Consider the following 19,389-nt stretch of genomic DNA (forward strand, 5'->3'; position numbering starts at 1 on the left):
CGGCGTCGCGCCGGTGCGTTCGACCCCGTGACTCCCGACATGAGGATTGCATGACCGATATCGCCAGCTCGCCCGCCGGTTTCCACGAGGACGGCAGCCCGGAGCGGCTGCAGATCGACACGATCCGCACGCTGTCGATGGACGCCGTGCAGAAAGCCAACTCGGGCCACCCCGGTACGCCGATGGCGCTGGCGCCGGTCGGCTGGACGGTGTGGACGCAGTTCCTGCGCTATGACCCCGCGCATGCCGACTGGCCGAACCGCGACCGCTTCGTGCTGTCGGTCGGCCATGCGTCGATGCTGCTCTATTCGCTTCTGTATCTCGCCGGCGTCGAGGAAATCGACGCAAATGGCCAAAAGAGCGGCAAGCCGGCGATGTCGCTGGACGATATCAAGCAGTTCCGCCAGCTCTCCTCCAAGACGCCGGGGCATCCAGAATATCGCCACACCACCGGGGTCGAGACGACGACCGGGCCACTGGGCGCGGGCTGCGGCAACTCGGTCGGCATGGCGATCGCCGAGCGTTGGCTGGCGGCGCGCTACAACCGTCCGGGTTTCGCGCTGTTCGATCACGACGTCTACGTCCTGTGCGGCGATGGCGACATGATGGAGGGCGTGTCCGCCGAGGCGGCGTCGCTGGCGGGACATCTGAAGCTCAGCAACCTCTGCTGGATCTACGACAGCAACCAGATCTCGATCGAGGGCGATACCGACCTCGCGTTCGACGAGGACGTCGGTGCACGCTTCCATGCCTATGGCTGGAACGTGATCCATGTCGACGATGCCAACGACATCAAGGCGTTGACCGAGGCACTTCAGGCGTTCCGCGAGGAAACCGAAGCGCCGACGCTGATCGTCGTCAAGTCGGTGATCGGCTGGGGTTCTCCACGCGCCGGCAGCGAGAAGGCGCATGGCGAACCGCTGGGTGCGGAGAATATCGCCAAGACCAAGGAAGCGTACGGCTGGCCGGCGGAGGATTTCTTCGTGCCCGAGGGCGTGAAGGAAGCGTTCGGCAAGGCGGTAAAGGATCGCGGCGGCAAGGCGCGCGACGAATGGGTCGCGCTGTTCGAGAAGTATCGCGGCGAACATGCTGATCTCGCGGCGGAACTCGACCTGCTGCTCAAGGACGAGCTGCCGGAGGGCTGGGACAGCGAGATCCCGACCTTCGACGCCGACGAAAAGGGCGTGGCAAGCCGCGACGCGGGCGGCAAGGTGCTGAACGCGATCGTCAAGAAGGTGCCGTGGCTGCTGGGCGGCTCGGCCGACCTGTCGCCGTCGACCAAGACCGACATCAAGGGCGCGGCATCGTTCGAGGCCGACAATTACAGCGGCTCGAACTTCCACTTCGGCGTGCGCGAGCATGGCATGGGCGCGGTGGTGAACGGCATGGCGCTGTCGCACCTGCGCGCGTACGGCTCCACCTTCCTCGTCTTCCTCGATTACATGCGCGCGCCGGTACGGCTGTCGGCGATCATGGAGATCGGCGCGGTTTGGGTGTTCACGCATGACTCGATCGGCGTCGGCGAGGATGGCCCGACCCACCAGCCGATCGAGCATCTGGCGACGCTGCGCGCGATCCCGGGAATCGACACATTCCGGCCGGGCGACGCCAACGAAGTCGCGGCGGCTTGGCGCGCGGTGATGAAGGATGCGAGCACCCCGGCGGCGCTGATCCTGTCGCGGCAGGCGCTGCCGACGCTTGATCGCTCGAAGTATGCGAGCGCCGATGGTGTCGAGAAGGGCGCGTATGTGCTGGCGGGTGGTGACGAGACGCCGGACGTGATCCTGATCGCGACCGGATCGGAAGTGTCGCTGGCGGTGCAAGCGTATGAAAAGCTGGTCGCCGAAGGCGTCAAGGCGCGCGTCGTGTCGATGCCGAGCTGGTATCGCTACGAGTTGCAGGACGCCGCCTATAAGGAGAGCGTGCTGCCCAAGGCCGTCAAGGCGCGCGTCGCGATTGAAATGGCCGGGTCGCTCGGCTGGGATCGCTATGTCGGGTTCGAGGGGCGGCAGATCACGATGTCGACCTTCGGCGCGTCGGCGCCACTCGCCAAGCTGGCGGACAAGTTCGGCTTCACGGTCGAGAATGTGGTGAAGGTGGCAAAGGAAGCGATGGCGTGAGGGTCGCCCCTGCGAAGGCGGGGGCCCATGACTATATCGGCAGGCGACACCGTGCACGGTGAGAGACATGGATCCCCGCCTGCGCGGGGATGACAGACCGGAGAGAGCAGATGAGCAAGCTACAGGACCTCAGCAACGCCGGCACCGCGGTGTGGCTGGACTTCGTCGACCGCAAGTTCCTCGAACAGGGTGGCTTGCAGAAGCTGGTCGACGAGGACGGGCTGACCGGGGTCACCTCCAACCCGACGATCTTCGAAAAGGCGATGGGCGCGGGCGATGCCTATGACGCGGGTTTCGCGGAGTTCGACAAGGCCAATCCGGGCGCGGAGCCGATGGCGCGCTATGAGGCGCAGGCGATCAAGGACATCCAGGCGGCGTGCGACACGCTGCGCCCGGTCTATGACCGGCTCGATGCCAAGGACGGTTATGTCAGCCTCGAAGTGTCGCCGTATCTGGCGCTGAAGGGGCCGGAAACCGCCGAGGAGGCCGAGCGGCTGTGGCAGGCGGTCGATCGTCCGAACCTGATGATCAAGATTCCCGGCACCGACGACGGCGTGCGCGCGATCCGTGACACGATCGCCAAGGGGATCAACGTCAACGTGACCTTGCTGTTCGGGGTCGAGGCGTACAAGGCGGTCGCCCATGCCTATGTCCAGGGGCTGGAGGAGCGCGTGTCGAAGGACATGGCCATCGACCGGATCGCCAGCGTGGCGAGCTTCTTCGTCAGCCGCATCGACAGCAAGATCGACGATGCGATCGACGCCGGCACGGGTGGTGACGAGGCCAAGGCGCTGAAGGGCAAGGTCGCGATCGCCAACGCCAAGCTGGCCTATGCCTGGTATCAGGAGTTCATCGCGTCGGATCGCTGGCAGAAGCTGGCGGCGAAGGGCGCGCAGCCGCAGCGTCTGCTGTGGGCATCGACCGGGACCAAGAACCCGGACTATCCCGATACTTTGTATGTCGATCAGCTGATCGGGCCGGAAACGGTCAATACGATGCCGCCGAAGACGATGGACGCGTTCCGCGACCATGGCACGGTCGCGCAGACGTTGACGCAGGGTGTCGACGAGGCGCGGCACGTGATCGAGGAACAGGCGCGGCTCGGGCTCGATCTGGACGGCGTGACCAAGACGCTGGTCGACGAGGGCGTGGCGAGCTTCTCCAAGTCGTTCGACGATCTGTTGAAGGTGATCGGCGGGAAGCAGCCGGCGAAAGTTTGATGTTGCGGTGATGGGCGGGGGCTGGTGACGGCTTCCGCCCCTCCGTCATTACGAGCGTAGCGAAGCAATCCAGGGCCGGATCAGCACGCCCTGGATCGCTTCGGCACGCTCGCAATAACCTTCAAGCCTGAAATGGCGCGGCGATTTCCGGCGTAATCCGTAGCAGCCGCCCGCTCGCGCGGTCGAGTAGCGCCCAAGTTGTCACGCCCTCGACGCGCAGCTTGCCGTCGGTACCGACGAAGCGGAAATGGCGGTCGAAGCGCGCGCCGCGCGGTGGGTCGGGGACCCAGGTTTCGCCCGTAACCGTCTCGCCTTCCACGACATTGCCGCGATAGTCGATGACGTGTCGGGTGATCATCCAGACATAGGCCGCCTGATGCGCCGGGGGTGCGATCGCCGCCCAGTGCGCGACCGACAGATCCTGAATCCATCGCACCCAAACGGCATTGTTGACGTGGCCGAGCTCGTCGATGTCTGCGGGTTGCGCGGTGAAGGTGCGGGCGAACGTCATGCGTGGCTGGCCTTGTACCAGCGCCAGCCACCGAACGCGATGCCCGCGGCGATTACTGCGCCGATCGCCCACCACAGATGCCGGTTGGCGACGATCCGCCCGAGCAATTGCTCGAAGCCGTGTCCGAACAGATAGCCGATCCCGGTGAACAGGATCGCCCAGCAGGTTGCCGACACGCCGTTGACGATCGCGAAGCGCCGCGCCGAGACGTTGGTCGAACCGATCGCGATCGGGCTGACGGTGCGCAGCCCGTAGAGGAAGCGGAAGGCGAAGATGAAGGCGGTCGGATGCCGCTCGAACGCAGCGACGGCGCGCGCGAAGGCGGGCTTGGCGCGCGCGGCGGCGATCCATTTGCGGTCGCGAAAGTGCCGGCCGGCGTAGAACCACGCCTGATCCGCGGTGTACGACCCCAGACCGGCGGCGAGCATCGCGAACGGCAGCGACAGCAGGCCCTTGTGCGCAAGAATGCCGCCGGCCATCACCGCAGCCTCGCCCTCGAGCGCCGCGCCCGCGAACAGCGCGGCAAGGCCGTAGTGCGCGACGATCGCCTCGATCGTCATGCCGCGGTCATGCCTCGACACCCAATTGCCACAGCACGAAGGCATGTTCCTCGGCGGCTTCGCGCAGGCTCTCGAAACGGCCCGACTTGCCGCCGTGCCCGGCGCCCATGTTGGTCTTGAGCAGCAGCAGGTTGGCGTCGGTCTTGGTGGCGCGCAGCTTGGCGGCCCATTTGGCGGGCTCCCAATAGGTCACGCGTGGATCGTTGAGCCCACCCGAGATAAACAGCGGCGGATAATCCTGTGCTTTTACATTGTCATATGGCGAGTAGCTGCGGATCAGCGCGAAGGCGGACGGGTCGTCGATCGGGTTGCCCCATTCGGGCCATTCGCCGGGCGTGAGCGGCAGCGTGTCGTCGAGCATCGTATTGAGGACGTCGACGAACGGCACGTCGGCGATGACAGCGCCCCACAATTGCGGATCGGAATTGACGACCGCCCCCATCAACTCACCGCCCGCCGAGCGTCCGGCGATCGCGATCTGCCCGGCGCTGGTCCAGCCCTGTTCGATCAAGCCGTTCGCAACGTCGACGAAGTCATTGAAAGTGTTGGTGCGCTTTTCCAGTTTGCCGTCGTGGTACCATTGCTGACCGAGATCGTCGCCGCCGCGAATGTGCGCGATCGCATAGGCGAAGCCACGGTCGAGCAAACTGAGGATGCCCGTCGAGAAGCCCGGCGGGATTGCATGGCCGTACGCGCCATAGGCATAGAGGAACAGCGGCCGCGAACCATCGCGCGGGAAATCGCGAGGGTAGACGATCGAGACCGGCACCGCGGCGCCGTCGCGGGCAGTGATCTTCAGCCGCTGCGTGTCATATTTCGCCGCGTCATAGCCGCTCGGGATTTCCTGCACCTTCAAGGTGGTGAGGACGCCAGTGGCGGTGTCGTAGTCATAGACGGTGCCCGGTGTCACCATCGACTCATAGCCGAGCCGCAGAACCGTCTGATCGTATTCGGGATTGTCGCCAAGGCCGGCGGCGTAGCTCGCTTCGGGGAAGGCGATCCGGCGCGGTTTGGTGGCGGGGTCGTAGAAATGGATCTCGATCTGGTCGAGCCCGTCCTCACGCCCCTCGACGATGAAGAAATCGCGGAAACACTCGACCCCGGTCATGTAGAAATGCGTGCTCGGTGCGATGCGCTCGGTCCACTCGCCGGGGGCGGTGATCGGCGCGGTGACCAATCGCCACATCGGGTCGGTGTCGTTGGTGTGGATGAACAAGGTATCGTCGTGCGTGTCGACGTCATATTCGCGCCCCGGCAGGCGCGGCGCGATCAAGATCGGCTCGGCGAAGGGATCGTCGGCCGGATAAAGGCGAATCTCGCTGGTGTCGTGGCTGCTGGCGACGAGCGCGATCCATTTGCGGTCGCTTGTCTGGCTGACGCCGACCGAAAAGACCGGATCGTCCTCGTAGTACAGCGTCACGTCGTCGTCGCTCGACGTGCCGAGGCGATGGAATTTGATCGTGCGCGTGCGCCATTGATCGTCGGTGAGGCCGTAGAGGATGCCGCTGCCGTCGCTGGTGAAGACGATGTTGCCGATCGTGCCCTCGATCGACGTGTCGCCCCATTTGCCGGCGGCGGACTCGATCGCCTCGGGGGCGGCGGTCGCGCCGTTCAGGCTCTTGAAGCGGATCGTGTAACGCTCCGACCCATCCTCGTCGGTCGAATAGGCGAGCAGTGTCCCGTCCTCGCTGATCGACAGCGCGCCGAGCCGAAAATATTCCTTGCCCTCCGCCAATGCGGGTTCGTCGAGCAGCAACTCGTCGGGGCCGCCCGCGACGGGTTTGCGCCACCATTTGCGATACTGGCCGCCGGTCTCGAAGGCCGCCCAGTAGAGATGATCGCCATCCTTCTGCGGGACGCTGCTCTCGTCTTCCTTAATGCGCGCCTTCATCTCTTCGTAGAGGCGGTCGACCAGCGGGCGGTGCGGCGCCATCTCCGCCTCGAAATAAGCGTTCTCTTCCTCGAGGTAGGCGAGAACGTCCTTGTCGGTGACATCGGGGTAATTGACGTCTTTCAGCCACGCCCAGGGATCGTCGATGGTGATGCCATGCGTCGTGAAGCTATGCGGGCGGGTGGCGGCGACGGGGGGCGTGCGTTCGGTCATAGGCGCTTCCTAACGCGCGATATCGGCAAACGTCACCCTCTTGTCGCCGCGGGCACGACGGCGCACATCGCGCGGCATGAGCGTCGTCACCCGCTTTGCGCCATCGCCGACCGGTCGGCTGCATATGGGCCACGCCTTTTCCGCGATCCGGGCACATGACTTCGCGCGCGCGCGGGATGGTCGGTTTCTGTTGCGCATCGAGGATATCGACGGGACGCGCAGCCGGTCCGAGCATGTCGCGACGATCATGGAGGATCTGCGCTGGCTGGGGCTGACGTGGGACGGAGAGGTGGTGTTTCAGTCGACCCGGCTCGACGTCTATGCTGCCGCGCTTGCGCAACTGCGTGAGATGGAACTGCTATATCGTTGTTATTGTACGCGTGCGGAGATTGCCGAAGCGCTGGCCGCACCGCACGGCGCGGTGGCGGCCTATCCGGGCACGTGCCGCCATGCGCCAACGCGCGACGTGCCGCATTGCTGGCGGCTCGACATGGCGGCGGCGGTGGCGCGCTGCGGCGACCTGTCCTGGACCGATCGTGGACAGGTGGTGGCGAACGCCGCCTTGGCGCAGGGCGACGTGGTGCTGGCGCGCAAGGATGCCCCGGCGAGCTATCACCTCGCGGTGACGGTTGACGATGCCGCGCAGGGGGTGACCGACGTGGTGCGCGGGCGCGACCTGTTCGAGGCGACGCATGTCCACCGCGTTTTGCAGGCGTTGCTCGGGCTGCCGGTGCCGGGGTGGTGGCATCACGATCTGTTGGTGGGAGCAGACGGTATGCGCCTGGCGAAGCGGCACGGCGCGCCGACACTGGCGGCGCTGCGCGAGGCCGGGATGGACGGGCGCGAGGTGGCGGCGAAGCTGCGGGCGGGGGTGGTGTAGCGCCCGTCACTCGCGCGTCGCCCTTGCGGAGGCAGGGGCCATGGCTGTGTCGGCTTGGTGGTCGGTCTGACACAGGTCGGACCGATGTGTGTCGGCCGATTTTCTTCGGTGTTGGCGGTCGAGCCAATGAGGGGCGACGGCGGGCGACGGACGCGCCGCGACGGCCATTGCCGTTTGCTCTTTCGGGGCTTAGCTTCGGTTCATGAATACATTCCTCGTCATCCTGCTGGTCGCGGCGATGATCGCCACGGTGGTCGCGCTGGTGCGCGGCATCGTCTCGTTCCTCCAGAGCGCCTCGGCCGAGGCGCGCGGCGAGGGGCCGACTGCGGCGCAGCTGAAATCGAACCGGATGATGCAGATGCGCATCTTCTATCAGGCGCTGGCGGTGTTGATCGTCGTCGTGATCCTGTTCGCCGCCGGGCGCACCTGATGGTCCGGCTCAACCGTATCTACACGCGCACCGGCGATGAGGGCACGACCGGGCTGTCGGACGGCAGCCGCGTCGCGAAGACCGATGCGCGCGTGCAGGCGATCGGCGATGTCGACGAGGCGAACAGCGCGATCGGGGTTGCGATCGCCGGGCTCGGCGACGCGGCACTGGTCGAGCAGCTTACCCGTATCCAGAACGACCTGTTCGATCTGGGTGCCGACCTCGCGACGCCGGGTGACGATTACGAACCCGGCGAGATGACCCTCAGGATCGTTCCGGCGCAGGTTGCGCGGCTGGAGGCGGAGATCGACGCGCTCAACGAACATGTCCCGCCGCTGACCAGCTTCGTGCTGCCAGGTGGCGCGGCGGCGTCGCTGCATCTTGCGCGGGCGATTGCGCGGCGCGCCGAGCGCTCGGCGATCGCGCTGGCGCCGCATGCCAACCCGCAGGCGCTGATCTATTTGAACCGCCTGTCGGATTTTCTTTTCGTCGCGTGCCGATCGGTGAACCTTAATGCAGGTGGGGACGTTCTGTGGGTCGCAGGGGCAAACCGATAACATAGGGCAGTCCCGTGCGCGCCCGATCTCCCGGGTGGCTGCAGGAGGACGACCATGGAAGCGCTCTCCCGGCATGATGCCGGGACCGACCTGTTGGCGCGACGGTACGCGCAGGTGCGGCGGCTGACCGAGGCGCTGGTCGCCCCGCTCTCAGATGCTGACGCGACCGTCCAGTCGATGGACGATGCCTCACCGGCGAAATGGCATCTCGCGCACACGACGTGGTTCTTCGAAACCTTCGTCCTGCGCGATCACGTGCCCGGCTACGCGCTGCACGATGCGCGCTTTCCGTTTCTTTTCAACAGCTATTACGAGGCCGAAGGGCGACGCCATGCCCGCGGACGACGCGGGATGATAACCCGGCCGACGCTGGACGAGGTGCTGGCATATCGGCATGCGGTGGACACGGCGTTGCTGGCGGCCTTCGCCGCATTGCCCGCGGCGGCGCTGGAGCTGGTGACGCTGGGCTGTCATCATGAGGAGCAGCATCAGGAACTGCTCGTCACCGACGTGCTGCATCTTTTCTCGGAAAACCCGTTGGAGCCTGCGATCTGGTCACCCGAGCGCAAGGTGCCGGTCGCGATGCCGAGGCCAGTCGCGTGGCTCGAAAGCGACGAGCGTATCGTCGAGGTCGGCCACAACGGCAATAACTTCGCGTTCGATTGCGAGGGGCCGCGGCATCGCACCATACTGCTCCCGCATGCGATCGCCGACCGCACCGTCACCAATGGTGAATGGGCGGCGTTCATCGCCGATGGTGGCTATCGCGATGCGCGGCTTTGGCTGTCGGACGGCTGGGCGTGGGTGCAGCGCGAGCGCGTCGGTGCGCCGCTCTATTGGGAGCATCGCCATGGGGCGTGGACGCGCTTCGGGCTCGACGGGCGGCGCGCGGTCGATCCGGCGGCGCCGGTGACGCATATCAGCTTCTACGAGGCGGATGCCTATGCGACCTGGGCGGGCGCGCGACTGCCAACCGAATTCGAGTGGGAGGCGGCCGCCGCGCCGTTCGACGCGCGCGCGGGCAACCAGCTCGACGGGGCGGGGGCGATCGAGCCGCGGCCTTCCGACGACGGGCCGGCGTTCTTCGGCGACGTCTGGGAATGGACGGGCTCGGCCTATCGCCCCTATCCCGGCTTCCACCCGGTCGAGGGCGCGGTCGGCGAGTACAACGGCAAGTTCATGAACGGGCAGTTCGTGTTGCGCGGCGGCAGCTGCGCGACCCCGCGCGGGCATGCGCGCGCCTGCTACCGCAACTTCTTCTACCCCCACCAGCGCTGGCAGTTCACCGGCGTGCGGCTGGCAAAGGACCTTTAATGCTGAAGCCTGAGATCGAGGACGGGCAGGTGACGCTCGCCGACCCGCAGTTCCGTGCCGACGTGCTCGCCGGGCTGGAACGCCGCCCCCGCGCGATCCCGGCGCGGTGGTTCTACGATCACCGCGGCTCGGAACTGTTCGAGCAGATCACCGATCTTCCGGAATATTATCCGACCCGGACCGAGACCACGCTGCTGGAAGGATTGTGCCCCGAGTTGCGCGAGATCGTCGGCGAGGGGCGTGCGGTGGTCGAGTTCGGGTCGGGCTCGTCGACCAAGACGCCGATCGTGCTGCGCTGCGTGAAGCCGTCGTCCTATGTGCCAATCGACATTTCGGGCGATTTTCTCCGCCAGTCGGCGCGCGAGCTGTCGGATGCGTTCCCCGGCTTGCTGGTGCTGCCGTTCGAGGCCGACTTCACGCGCCCGCTGACGCTGCCGCATACGATCAAGGATGCGCCGAAGCTGGGATTCTTTCCGGGATCGACGATTGGCAACCTGATCCCGCTGGCGGCGATCGACCTGCTGCGTGCGATGCGCGCGTCGCTGGGCGAGGGGGCGATGCTGCTGATCGGGATGGACCGGATCAAGGACCCGGCGGTGCTTGTCCCGGCCTATGACGATGCGCAGGGCGTGACCGCGGCGTTCAATCGCAATCTGCTGGAGCGGATCAACCGCGAGTTGGACGGGACGGTGCCGGTCGACGCCTTTGCGCACGAGGCGCGATGGAACGACGATCGCGCGCGGATCGAGATGCATTTGGTCGCGACGCGCGATGTCGCTTTCACCGTCGAGGGGCGCGAGTTCACGATCGCGGCGGGCGAGTCGATCCATACCGAGAACAGCCACAAATATGGCGAGCGCGACGCGCGCATCCTGCTCCGCGCGGGCGGATGGACGCCGGTGCGCGAATGGACCGATGCCGAGGGCAAGTTCGCGGTGATCCTCGCCGAGGCACAGGCCGAGCGGCCGGCGCCGTGACGCCGCGTCGACCGCACTCCTTCGACGGCAGTTTGGGACGATAACGGCAGCCTTGATCGACGGCGACGTCAGTCGCGGCGAACGCCCGTGACGCTGAACGCTTTCGGCTCGACCGGAGGGATCGCGCTGTCGTTCAGCTCGCACTGCCAGAAGCCGACGTCGATCCAGCGCCCCTGTTTGTAGCCGATCTCGCGGTACACGCCCGCGCGGCGGAAGCCGACCGCTTCGTGGAGCGTGATCGAGGCGTCGTTGGGCAGGCTGATCACGCCGATCGCCTGCGTGAACCCCTGCGCGCGCAGCGTGTCGACCAGCGCCTCGTACAGCAGCCGCCCGACCCCCTGCCCATGTGTGGCGCCGCCGACGTAGATCGAGGTTTCCACGACATAACGATATGCCGGACGATCACGGAAGCGCGTCGCATAAGCATAGGCCAGCACCGCGTCGCCGCCGGTCGCGACCAGCCACGGGTAATAACCCTGCGACCCCTCGATCCGCTCAAGCATCGCTGCGGCGTCGGGCGCGTCGCTCTCGAACGAAACGGTGCCCGACAGGACGAACGGCGCGTAGATCGCGGCGATCGCCGCGGCATCGTCGCCGGTCGCGGCGCGGATCGTGATCGGACCGTGCGGCATCATAGCCCGATCCGCGCGACGACGAGCTGCCACAGATTGCGGTCCTCGGCGCGCGCCGCAACGGGGCCGAGCCCCACACATTCGAGGCATTGCGCGCGCACCGCCGCGCCGCCCAGCATCCGCTTTGCATCCCCTAGCGCGGACGCGAACGCCTGCTGGCGTTGCCACGCCAGCCGCGACAACGCGTCGGGTGCGCTGGCGTCATCGTCATCGTCTTCCTGGCTGGCGAGCTGCTGCGCGATCTGCGCGGCGAAGCCGGGCTTCTTTTCCAGCCACACGGCCTGCGCATCGTCGAGCTTCGCGCGCTTCGCCGCCTCGGCGATTGCGTCGTCGAGCCCGCCGAAACGGTCGACCAGCTTCAGCTGCTGCGCGATCCCGCCAACCCAGACGCGACCCTGACCGATCTCGTTGACGCGCTCGACCGGCAGCTTGCGCGACTGCGACACGCGGGTGAGGAATTGCAGATAGCCATGCTCGATCCCGGCCTGGACGATCCGGTCCAATTCGGGGGTGGTGCCGCCGAGCACGTCGGGCTGGCCGGACAGCGGCGTGGTCTTTACGCCGTCGGTCGACAGTCCGATCTTCTTGAGCGTGTTCTCGAACGTCGGGATGATCCCGAAGATACCAATCGAGCCGGTGATCGTGCCGGGCTCGGCGAAGATCACATCGGCGGGGGTCGACACCCAATAGCCACCCGAGGCGGCAAGCCCGCCCATCGAGACCACCACCGGCAAGCCACGGCGCTTGGCCTCCATGATCGCGAGCCGGATCTTCTCCGACGCCAGCACCGACCCGCCCGGCGAGTCGACGCGCACGACCAGCGCCTTGAGATCGTTGTCGACAAGGCCGTTGTAGAGCAGCTTCGACACGGTGTCGCCCGCCGCCTTGCCGGGACCGGCCTCGCCGTCGACGATCTCGCCCGCGATCGTCAGCACGCCGACCTTGCCCTTTTTGGGCAGCGGGTTGGCGGCGACATAGGCGTTGTAGTTGATCGTTTTGAACCAGCCCGCCACCTTCTTGTCGTCGCCGCCCGCGACTTGCGCGACGCGGCGACCGAAGGCGACGCGGTCGCCGAGCTTGTCCACTAGCCCGGTCGCGAGATTGGCGCGCGACACGTCGCCCTGCATCTGCGTGACGAGCTGCGCGGGGTTGCCGAGCCATGGCGCAAGCTGCGCCTTCGGGCGCGCGGTCGACACCGCCTCGCGCCACTGGTCGAACAAGGTGCCGTAGAGCGCCTGCGACGCCTCACGCGCTTCGGAGCTCTGGTCGGTGCGGGTATAGGGCTCGACCGCCGACTTGAACTTGCCGACGCGATAAACGTGCGCGTTGACGCCGAGCTTGTCGATCAGCCCCTTGTAGAACAACTGGTTGCCGCCGGGACCGGCGAAGAAGGTACCGCCGAGCGGGTCCATCCAGATCTCGCTCGCCGCCGAGGCGAGGCGATAGCCGCCGTCGGTGTAGGCGGTGGCGTAGGCGAGCACCGGCTTGCCCGCGGTGCGCGCGCGGAGCAGCGCCGCCTGCACCTCGCCGAGCACCGCCGGATAGGCGCCGCCGAAGCGGTCGAGGTCGAGGACGATCGCCTTGACCCGGTCGTCGGTGCGCGCGGTGTCGATCGCGCGCAGCACATCACGGAGGCGATATTGCCTGCCGACCTGCTGCCCGCTGACCAGCGCGGTGAGCGGCACCTCCTCGGGCTGTTCGACGATCGGGCCGTCGAACTTGAGCACCAGCGCCCCGTCGCCGATCGCCGCCGGGCGCTGCCGCGCGTTGAGCGCGGCGAAGATCGCCGCAAAGAATAGCAGCATCGCGACGAGCACCAGCGCGTCCTTGATCCCGACCAGCAGCTTCCAAGCGCCGCGTACCAGCTTCATCGTTCCTGCCACCTTTGTAACGTGGCGGCGATCGTAGCGCGGAGTGTATGACCGGGGCAATACGCTTTGAGGGTAAATGGCCTTTGTGGTCATTCCCGCGGAGGCGGGAATCCAGAACCTCGGGCGTTTCGCTTCTATCGCCGGCGCTGCGCGTCTGGATCCCCGCCTGCGCGGGGATGACGATGGAGGGGCGGGGTCGCCATGGGAGACAGGCTCGGCTAGGGGCTCCCCCCATGAACGCGCCCGCCACCCTCGCGCCGCTGACGCAGGCGCCGCCGCCGACGTGGCGCGCGGAGCTGCGCGCGCTTGCGGCGTTGGCGGGGCCGCTGATCGGGGCGAACCTGCTCCAGATGGCGGTGTTCGCGGTAGATGTCGTGTTCGTCGCGCGGCTCGGGCCGGTCGAGTTCGCGGCCGCGACGCTCGGCGTGTTCTTCTTCCATATCCTCGGCTTCGGGCTGATCGGGATGGTCGGTGCGGCCGAGCCGCTGATCGCCGCCGCGCTCGGGCGGCGCGTTGGCGCGGTGCGGCAGGTGCGGCGGTCGTTCCGGATGGCGATGTGGCTGGCGGTGCTCGGCTCGATGGTGGTGATCGCGGTGCTCAACTGCGTCGCGCCGTTGCTGCAACTCGCGGGACAGGACCCGGCGGTGGCGGCGCGTGCCGGATCGTTTTGTCGCGTCCTGTCGCTCGCCGTGCTTCCGGCGGTCGGCGCAGCGTTGATACGTCTGACCGCTGCGGCGCTGGGTCGACCGGGCTGGGCGTTGATGGTCACCGCGCTGGCGCTGGGCGTCGCGGTGCTCGCCAATTGGTGTCTGGTGTTCGGCAACGCCGGCTTCCCGGCATTGGGGCTGGAGGGATCGGCGCTGTCGAGCGTCATTGTCTCGACCGCCACTTGCGCAGCCTATGTCGTGATCCTGTTCACGGATCGCCGGCTGCGCCGGTACCGGCTGCTCGGGAAATGGTGGCGCGCCGAATGGTCGCGAATGGCGGAGATCGCGCGGCTGGGCGCGCCGATCGCGCTCGGCTGGATGGCCGAAGGCGGGCTGTTCGGCGGCGCCGGCCTGCTGATGGGGCTGATCTCGGTCGCGGCGATCGACGCGCATGCGGTGGCGCTCAACATCGCTGCGATCGCCTTCCAGATCCCGTTCGGGCTCGCGCAGGCGGCGACGATCCGCGTCGGATTCGCATTTGGCGCGGGCGACCGCGCGTGGGTGGCGCGTGCCGGCAATGTCGCGATCGTGACCGGGATCGCGGTGATGGTGCTAAGTGCCATGGTGTTCTGGGCAGTGCCGCATTGGCTGGTGCGCTTGTACATCGATCCGGCGCATGAGGGGGCGGTGGCGTCGCTGGCGATCGCGCTGCTCGGGATCGCGGCGATCTTCCAGCTCGTTGACGGTGCGCAGGCGGTAGCAGCGGGGGTATTGCGGGGTGTACAGGACACGCGCGTGCCGATGCTGATCCAGATCGCCGGTTATTGGGGGGCGGGGTTCGGGACCGCGCTGCTGCTCGGCTTCGGGCTCGGTTGGGGCGCGGCGGGCATCTGGTGGGGGCTGGCGGTGGGGCTCGGCGTCGTCTCCGCGTTGCTGATCTGGCGATGGAGCGCGCGCGAGCGGCTGCACCTGTCACCACGCACGGCCTGATCGCACGCACGTCCCGTCCGACGGTTCCCAAAAATTTCAGGTCAGGCGTTGACCCCGGCAGGGGGCACCCACATATGCGACCCGCTGGCACTCGGCTGGGTCGAGTGCCAAAGAACTGTCACATACCTTAGAGGGGTAAAGAGCAATGAACTTTCGTCCGTTGCACGACCGTGTTCTCGTCCGCCGCGTCGAGGCGGAAGAGAAGACGGCCGGCGGGATCATCATCCCCGACACCGCCAAGGAAAAGCCGCAGGAAGGCGAAGTCGTCGCCGCTGGTGCGGGCGCCAAGAACGACAAGGGCGAGGTCGCCCCGCTCGACGTCAAGGCCGGTGATCGCATCCTGTTCGGCAAGTGGTCGGGCACCGAGGTCAAGGTCGACGGTGAAGACCTGCTCATCATGAAGGAATCGGACATCCTCGGCATCATCGCCTGAGCGTTCGACCGCCTCAACTTTCTCAACATTCGTCATCTGAAAGGGTAGCCACATGGCAGCCAAGGACGTGAAATTCGGTCGCGACGCGCGTGAGCGCATCCTGCGCGGCGTCGACATCCTCGCCGATGCGGTCAAGGTCACTTTGGGGCCGAAGGGCCGCAACGTCGTGATCGACAAGAGCTTCGGCGCGCCCCGCATCACCAAGGACGGTGTGTCGGTCGCCAAGGAAATCGAGCTCAAGGACAAGTTCGAGAACATGGGCGCGCAGATGGTGCGCGAAGTGGCCTCGAAGACCAACGACATCGCGGGTGACGGCACCACCACCGCCACCGTGCTGGCGCAGGCGATCGTCCGCGAGGGCATGAAGTCGGTCGCGGCCGGCATGAACCCGATGGACCTGAAGCGCGGCATCGACCTGGCGGTTGTCAAGGTCGTCGCCGACATCCAGGCGCGCTCCAAGCCCGTCTCGGGCTCGCAGGAAGTCGCGCAGGTCGGCATCATCTCCGCCAACGGCGACCGTGAGGTCGGCGAGAAGATCGCGGAAGCGATGGAGAAGGTCGGCAAGGAAGGCGTGATCACCGTCGAGGAGGCCAAGGGTCTCGAATTCGAGCTGGACGTCGTCGAGGGCATGCAGTTCGACCGCGGCTATCTGTCGCCGTACTTCATCACCAACCCGGAGAAGATGCAGGTCGAGCTCAACGACCCTTACATCCTGATCCACGAGAAGAAGCTGTCGTCGCTGCAGGCGATGCTGCCGATCCTCGAGGCAGTGGTGCAGTCGGGCCGTCCGCTGCTGATCATCGCAGAGGACATCGAGGGCGAGGCGCTCGCCACGCTCGTCGTCAACAAGCTGCGCGGCGGCCTGAAGGTCGCAGCGGTCAAGGCGCCGGGCTTCGGCGATCGTCGCAAGGCGATGCTCGAGGACATCGCGATCCTGACCAAGGGCGAAGTCGTCAGCGAGGACCTCGGCATCAAGCTCGAGAGCGTCACGCTCGGCATGCTCGGCACCGCCAAGCGCGTGACGATCGACAAGGACAACACCACCATCGTCGACGGTGCGGGTGATGCGGAGTCGATCAAGGGCCGTACCGAGGCGATCCGCCAGCAGATCGAGGTGACCACCTCCGACTACGACCGCGAGAAGCTCCAGGAGCGTCTGGCGAAGCTCGCAGGCGGCGTCGCGGTGATCAAGGTCGGCGGCTCGACCGAGGTCGAGGTGAAGGAGCGCAAGGATCGCGTCGACGACGCGCTGCATGCGACCCGCGCCGCGGTCGAAGAAGGCATCGTCCCGGGCGGCGGCACCGCGCTGCTGTACGCGTCGAAGGCGCTCGACGGTCTGACCGGCGAGAACGACGACCAGACGCGTGGTGTCGACATCGTCCGCAAATCGCTGACCTCGCTGGTCCGCCAGATCGCGCAGAACGCCGGTCACGACGGTGCGGTGGTCTCGGGCAAGCTGCTCGACGGCAACGACACGTCGATGGGCTTCAACGCCGCGACCGACACCTATGAGAACCTGGTTGCGGCCGGCGTGATCGACCCGACCAAGGTTGTGCGCACCGCGCTCCAGAACGCCGCGTCGGTGGCGGGTCTGCTCATCACCACCGAGGCGACCGTCTCGGAGCTGCCCGAGGACAAGGCCCCGGCCATGCCCGCCGGCGGCGGCATGGGCGGCATGGGCGGCATGGACTTCTAAGCCACGGCCGGACCTGCGCCAGCGCGGCTGGCGCAGGACCTGCCACGGCGCGGACAGCCGGTCGGCAGCGCCGATCCGGTCTGACGTCCAAGGTAGCGGCTTTGCCGCTGCCGCCCAAGCGTTTGGCGAAGGGCCGGCGGAGCGATCCGCCGGCCCTTTGTTTGCGGGTGGTGATCTCCTACACTCGCCGCATGGCCACGCTGCTCGGCTTGGTGAACCGCACTTGCTGACCGCAGCGGAGTTCATGCAGATCGATTTCGGACCGGACCTGAAGGCCGAACCCGACAATGGGGTGATCCGGATGATGGCGGGCGGCTCGCGCGATCATGCGCGGGTGCAGGCCGATATTCCTATCGCGTTGGGCAGTCGGCTGCGTGGATCAGGCTGCCGCTCTTGTAAGTCCGACATGGCGATCCTGACCCACGACGCGTCGGTGGGATATCCAGACGTCACTATTGATTGTGGGCAGCCGGATGACAGCGGCGGAGACCGCTATCTCTCCGCGCCCAGGGTTATCGTCGAAGTACTGTCGCCATCGACGCGCACTATCGATCTGGGATCGAAGACGACGGAGTATCAGGCGCTATCGAGTGTCGAGGCGATCGTCTTCGTCGACCCCGAAGCGGAAACCTTGATCGTCAGCGCGCGCTCGAAAGCGGGCTGGTTCTATAGCCTGCCCGCGCGACGTGACGTCCTTTTCCCCACGCTGAACCTCTCCATCCCGGACGAGGAAATCTTCGCACGCGACTGACGGGGCAGCCGTGCGTTTGGCGCGTATGAACCAGCGTGCCCGCATTCCCATCGACAGCATCGTCTTCGGCTATGGCCCGATGCTCCCGCTAGTCGTCGCCGGGATCGCCGCATGGGTGCTCGGGCCCGGATGGGGGTTGATCGCGGTGCGGCTGGCGATCGTGTGGGGCGCGCTGATCCTGTCGTTCATTGGCGGGGTGCGGCGCGGGTTCGGGTTCGCGACGCCTGACGCGACGACCCTAGTCGAGATCGTTACGGCGGTAGGCTATTTCACGATTGCAGGGCTGGCGCTGGTGGTGCCGTTCGTCAGTACGTCGCTGGCGATGCTCGCGGCGGGGTATGCGCTGGCGGCATTGCTCGACCGGCGTGCGGCGCTGGCAGGAAACGCGCCGGCGCATTTCGCGAAACTGCGGCCGCCACAGCTGTTGCTGGGATGCGCCGGACTGGCGGCGTGCTGCGCTTGGGTGATGCTGGGATAAACCGACCCGGTCGTATTTGCGTCGCCCCGGATCAGGCTGGGGCGACGCGAAAGCTCAGCCCTTCATGGCTTCGAGCAACAGCTTGACGTCCTGACTACGCCCGCGCGGCAGGATCAACACGTCGTTGCCGCTGGCGACCACGATCAGATTTTCCACCCCGACCATCGCGACCCGCACCCCGTCGCTGCGCGCGAGGCAGTTGCTGCTGTCGAGCATGATAACCTCGCCGTTCACGACGTTGCCGCGCGTATCGCCCTCGCTGATCGCGTGTAGCGCATCCCAACTGCCGACATCGCTCCATCCCATCGCCACCGGCACCACCGCGACGCGATCGGCCTTCTCCATGACCGCATAATCGATCGAGTCCGACGGCGAAGCCGCAAACGCGTCGGCATCGGGATAGACGCGTACGCCCTCACGCCGGGCGCCCGCGCACGCCTTGCGCACCGAGCTGACGATCTCGGGTGCGAACTGCTCGAGTGCGGCCAGATAGGCGTCGGCGCGGAACAGGAAGATCCCGCCATTCCATGCATGGTCGCCCGAAGCAATCATCGCCTCTGCGACGTCGCGCTTCGGCTTTTCTACGAACCGCGCGACGCGGTGGACTCCCGCGGCGATCTCCTCGCCGACCTTGATATAGCCATAGCCGGTTTCGGGCGCATCGGGGGTGATGCCGAACGTGACCAGCCAGCCCTGCTCCACGAGCGGCAGCGCGGCATGGATCGCGGCGTGGAACGCCTCGCGATCGGCGATAACATGGTCGGAGGGCATGACCAGCAGCGCCTGATCGGCGCCGGCGCTGAGCGCGGCGAGCGCGATCGCGGGCGCAGTATTGCGCCCTGCGGGTTCGAGGATCAACGCGCTGGGCATGGTGCCGATCGCGCCGAGCTGTTCCTCGACCGCATCGGCATGCGCGGCATTGGCGACGACGATCGGCGCGGCGAACGCATCGCCGTGGGCGCGTGCCGCCGTCAGCTGCAACATCGTCTCGCTCGCGGTCAGCGCGAGCATCTGCTTTGGCTTTTCCGGCCGCGACATCGGCCACAAGCGAGTACCTGATCCGCCTGAAAGGATCACCGGCACGATTTCGGTCAATTGCTGCTCCTGTTCCCCCATGAGGGCGCAAACGCGCTCTCGACGCCACAACACGTCTGATCGTGCAAGGTTTCCTTATGCACGATATTGCGTTGCGGCAACGTGACGACCGGATTAGCGGGC

The 19,389-nt window shown here is 66.7% G+C and carries 18 protein-coding genes; 12 read left to right on the plus strand and 6 right to left on the minus strand.

The window, feature by feature from the left end:
- Positions 1-50 precede the first annotated feature (50 nt).
- Both tkt and tal read left to right on the plus strand, forming a co-directional pair.
- Positions 51-2,120, plus strand: coding sequence for a transketolase (gene tkt, locus ACI2JO_RS10715; RefSeq protein WP_404720681.1), 2,070 nt, complete (start codon positions 51-53; stop codon positions 2,118-2,120).
- A 110-nt stretch (positions 2,121-2,230) separates the two neighbouring features.
- The gene (gene tal, locus ACI2JO_RS10720; RefSeq protein WP_404720682.1) at positions 2,231-3,340 is read left to right on the plus strand and encodes a transaldolase; all 1,110 of its coding nucleotides are present in this window, start codon (positions 2,231-2,233) and stop codon (positions 3,338-3,340) included.
- 121 nt (positions 3,341-3,461) lie between these two features.
- On the opposite strand, the gene ACI2JO_RS10725 is transcribed toward tal, so the two are convergent.
- Genes ACI2JO_RS10725 through ACI2JO_RS10735 form a run of 3 tightly spaced genes read right to left on the minus strand, consistent with a single transcriptional unit; the run spans position 3,462 to position 6,515 of the window.
- On the minus strand, positions 3,462-3,851 hold the full coding sequence (locus ACI2JO_RS10725) for an acyl-CoA thioesterase (RefSeq protein ID WP_404720683.1): 390 nt from the start codon (positions 3,849-3,851) through the stop codon (positions 3,462-3,464).
- Positions 3,848-4,432: a DedA family protein gene (locus ACI2JO_RS10730; RefSeq protein WP_404720684.1), complete on the minus strand. Its 585-nt coding sequence runs from the start codon at positions 4,430-4,432 to the stop codon at positions 3,848-3,850. The genes ACI2JO_RS10725 and ACI2JO_RS10730 overlap by 4 nt, the downstream gene beginning before the upstream one ends.
- Entirely contained in the window at positions 4,419-6,515 is a 2,097-nt protein-coding gene (locus ACI2JO_RS10735; RefSeq protein ID WP_404720685.1) for a S9 family peptidase, read from the minus strand. The genes ACI2JO_RS10730 and ACI2JO_RS10735 overlap by 14 nt, the downstream gene beginning before the upstream one ends.
- A gap of 76 nt (positions 6,516-6,591) precedes the next feature.
- Here ACI2JO_RS10735 and gluQRS point away from each other — a divergent pair, with 76 nt between their 5' ends.
- From gluQRS to egtD, 5 genes are all read left to right on the plus strand, one after another.
- On the plus strand, positions 6,592-7,395 hold the full coding sequence (gene gluQRS / locus ACI2JO_RS10740; RefSeq protein ID WP_404720686.1) for a tRNA glutamyl-Q(34) synthetase GluQRS: 804 nt from the start codon (positions 6,592-6,594) through the stop codon (positions 7,393-7,395).
- A 202-nt stretch (positions 7,396-7,597) separates the two neighbouring features.
- On the plus strand, positions 7,598-7,825 hold the full coding sequence (locus tag ACI2JO_RS10745; protein WP_028966053.1) for a twin transmembrane helix small protein: 228 nt from the start codon (positions 7,598-7,600) through the stop codon (positions 7,823-7,825).
- Positions 7,825-8,382: a cob(I)yrinic acid a,c-diamide adenosyltransferase gene (locus ACI2JO_RS10750; protein WP_404720687.1), complete on the plus strand. Its 558-nt coding sequence runs from the start codon at positions 7,825-7,827 to the stop codon at positions 8,380-8,382. The genes ACI2JO_RS10745 and ACI2JO_RS10750 overlap by 1 nt, the downstream gene beginning before the upstream one ends.
- Before the next feature lie 54 nt (positions 8,383-8,436).
- A complete protein-coding gene (gene egtB / locus ACI2JO_RS10755) occupies positions 8,437-9,696 on the plus strand; it encodes an ergothioneine biosynthesis protein EgtB (protein WP_404720688.1) in 1,260 nt (419 codons plus the stop codon).
- On the plus strand, positions 9,696-10,673 hold the full coding sequence (egtD, locus tag ACI2JO_RS10760) for an L-histidine N(alpha)-methyltransferase (protein ID WP_404720689.1): 978 nt from the start codon (positions 9,696-9,698) through the stop codon (positions 10,671-10,673). Before egtB ends, egtD begins: the two co-directional genes overlap by 1 nt.
- A 68-nt stretch (positions 10,674-10,741) precedes the next feature.
- Here the strand turns inward: egtD and ACI2JO_RS10765 are convergent, their stop codons facing one another.
- The gene (locus tag ACI2JO_RS10765; RefSeq protein ID WP_404720690.1) at positions 10,742-11,308 is read right to left on the minus strand and encodes a GNAT family N-acetyltransferase; all 567 of its coding nucleotides are present in this window, start codon (positions 11,306-11,308) and stop codon (positions 10,742-10,744) included.
- Entirely contained in the window at positions 11,305-13,176 is a 1,872-nt protein-coding gene (sppA, locus tag ACI2JO_RS10770; RefSeq protein WP_404720691.1) for a signal peptide peptidase SppA, read from the minus strand. Before sppA ends, ACI2JO_RS10765 begins: the two co-directional genes overlap by 4 nt.
- 233 nt (positions 13,177-13,409) lie before the next feature.
- On the opposite strand from sppA, the gene ACI2JO_RS10775 reads away from it, so the two are divergent.
- The 5 genes from ACI2JO_RS10775 to ACI2JO_RS10795 all read left to right on the plus strand — a co-directional run bounded on the left by ACI2JO_RS10775 (position 13,410) and on the right by ACI2JO_RS10795 (position 18,171).
- Positions 13,410-14,813, plus strand: coding sequence for an MATE family efflux transporter (locus ACI2JO_RS10775; protein ID WP_404720692.1), 1,404 nt, complete (start codon positions 13,410-13,412; stop codon positions 14,811-14,813).
- 145 nt (positions 14,814-14,958) lie between these two features.
- A complete protein-coding gene (gene groES, locus ACI2JO_RS10780) occupies positions 14,959-15,246 on the plus strand; it encodes a co-chaperone GroES (protein WP_028966046.1) in 288 nt (95 codons plus the stop codon).
- A gap of 52 nt (positions 15,247-15,298) precedes the next feature.
- Positions 15,299-16,942: a chaperonin GroEL gene (gene groL, locus ACI2JO_RS10785; protein ID WP_184504023.1), complete on the plus strand. Its 1,644-nt coding sequence runs from the start codon at positions 15,299-15,301 to the stop codon at positions 16,940-16,942.
- A gap of 244 nt (positions 16,943-17,186) precedes the next feature.
- Positions 17,187-17,693 carry a Uma2 family endonuclease gene (locus tag ACI2JO_RS10790; RefSeq protein ID WP_404720693.1) on the plus strand — a complete coding sequence of 169 codons (507 nt, stop codon included), beginning with the start codon at positions 17,187-17,189 and terminating at the stop codon, positions 17,691-17,693.
- A 10-nt stretch (positions 17,694-17,703) separates the two neighbouring features.
- Positions 17,704-18,171, plus strand: a complete 468-nt coding sequence (locus ACI2JO_RS10795) for a DUF3429 domain-containing protein (RefSeq protein ID WP_404720694.1) — start codon at positions 17,704-17,706, stop codon at positions 18,169-18,171.
- A gap of 54 nt (positions 18,172-18,225) precedes the next feature.
- Here ACI2JO_RS10795 and ACI2JO_RS10800 read toward each other — a convergent pair whose 3' ends face one another.
- Complete coding sequence (locus tag ACI2JO_RS10800; RefSeq protein ID WP_404720695.1) at positions 18,226-19,287, minus strand: mannose-1-phosphate guanylyltransferase/mannose-6-phosphate isomerase; 1,062 nt, start codon at positions 19,285-19,287, stop codon at positions 18,226-18,228.
- Between the last annotated feature and the right edge of the window lie 102 nt (positions 19,288-19,389).

It is taken from the genome of Sphingomonas sp. NPDC079357 (assembly GCF_044901155.1).
Taxonomy (GTDB): domain Bacteria; phylum Pseudomonadota; class Alphaproteobacteria; order Sphingomonadales; family Sphingomonadaceae; genus Sphingomonas.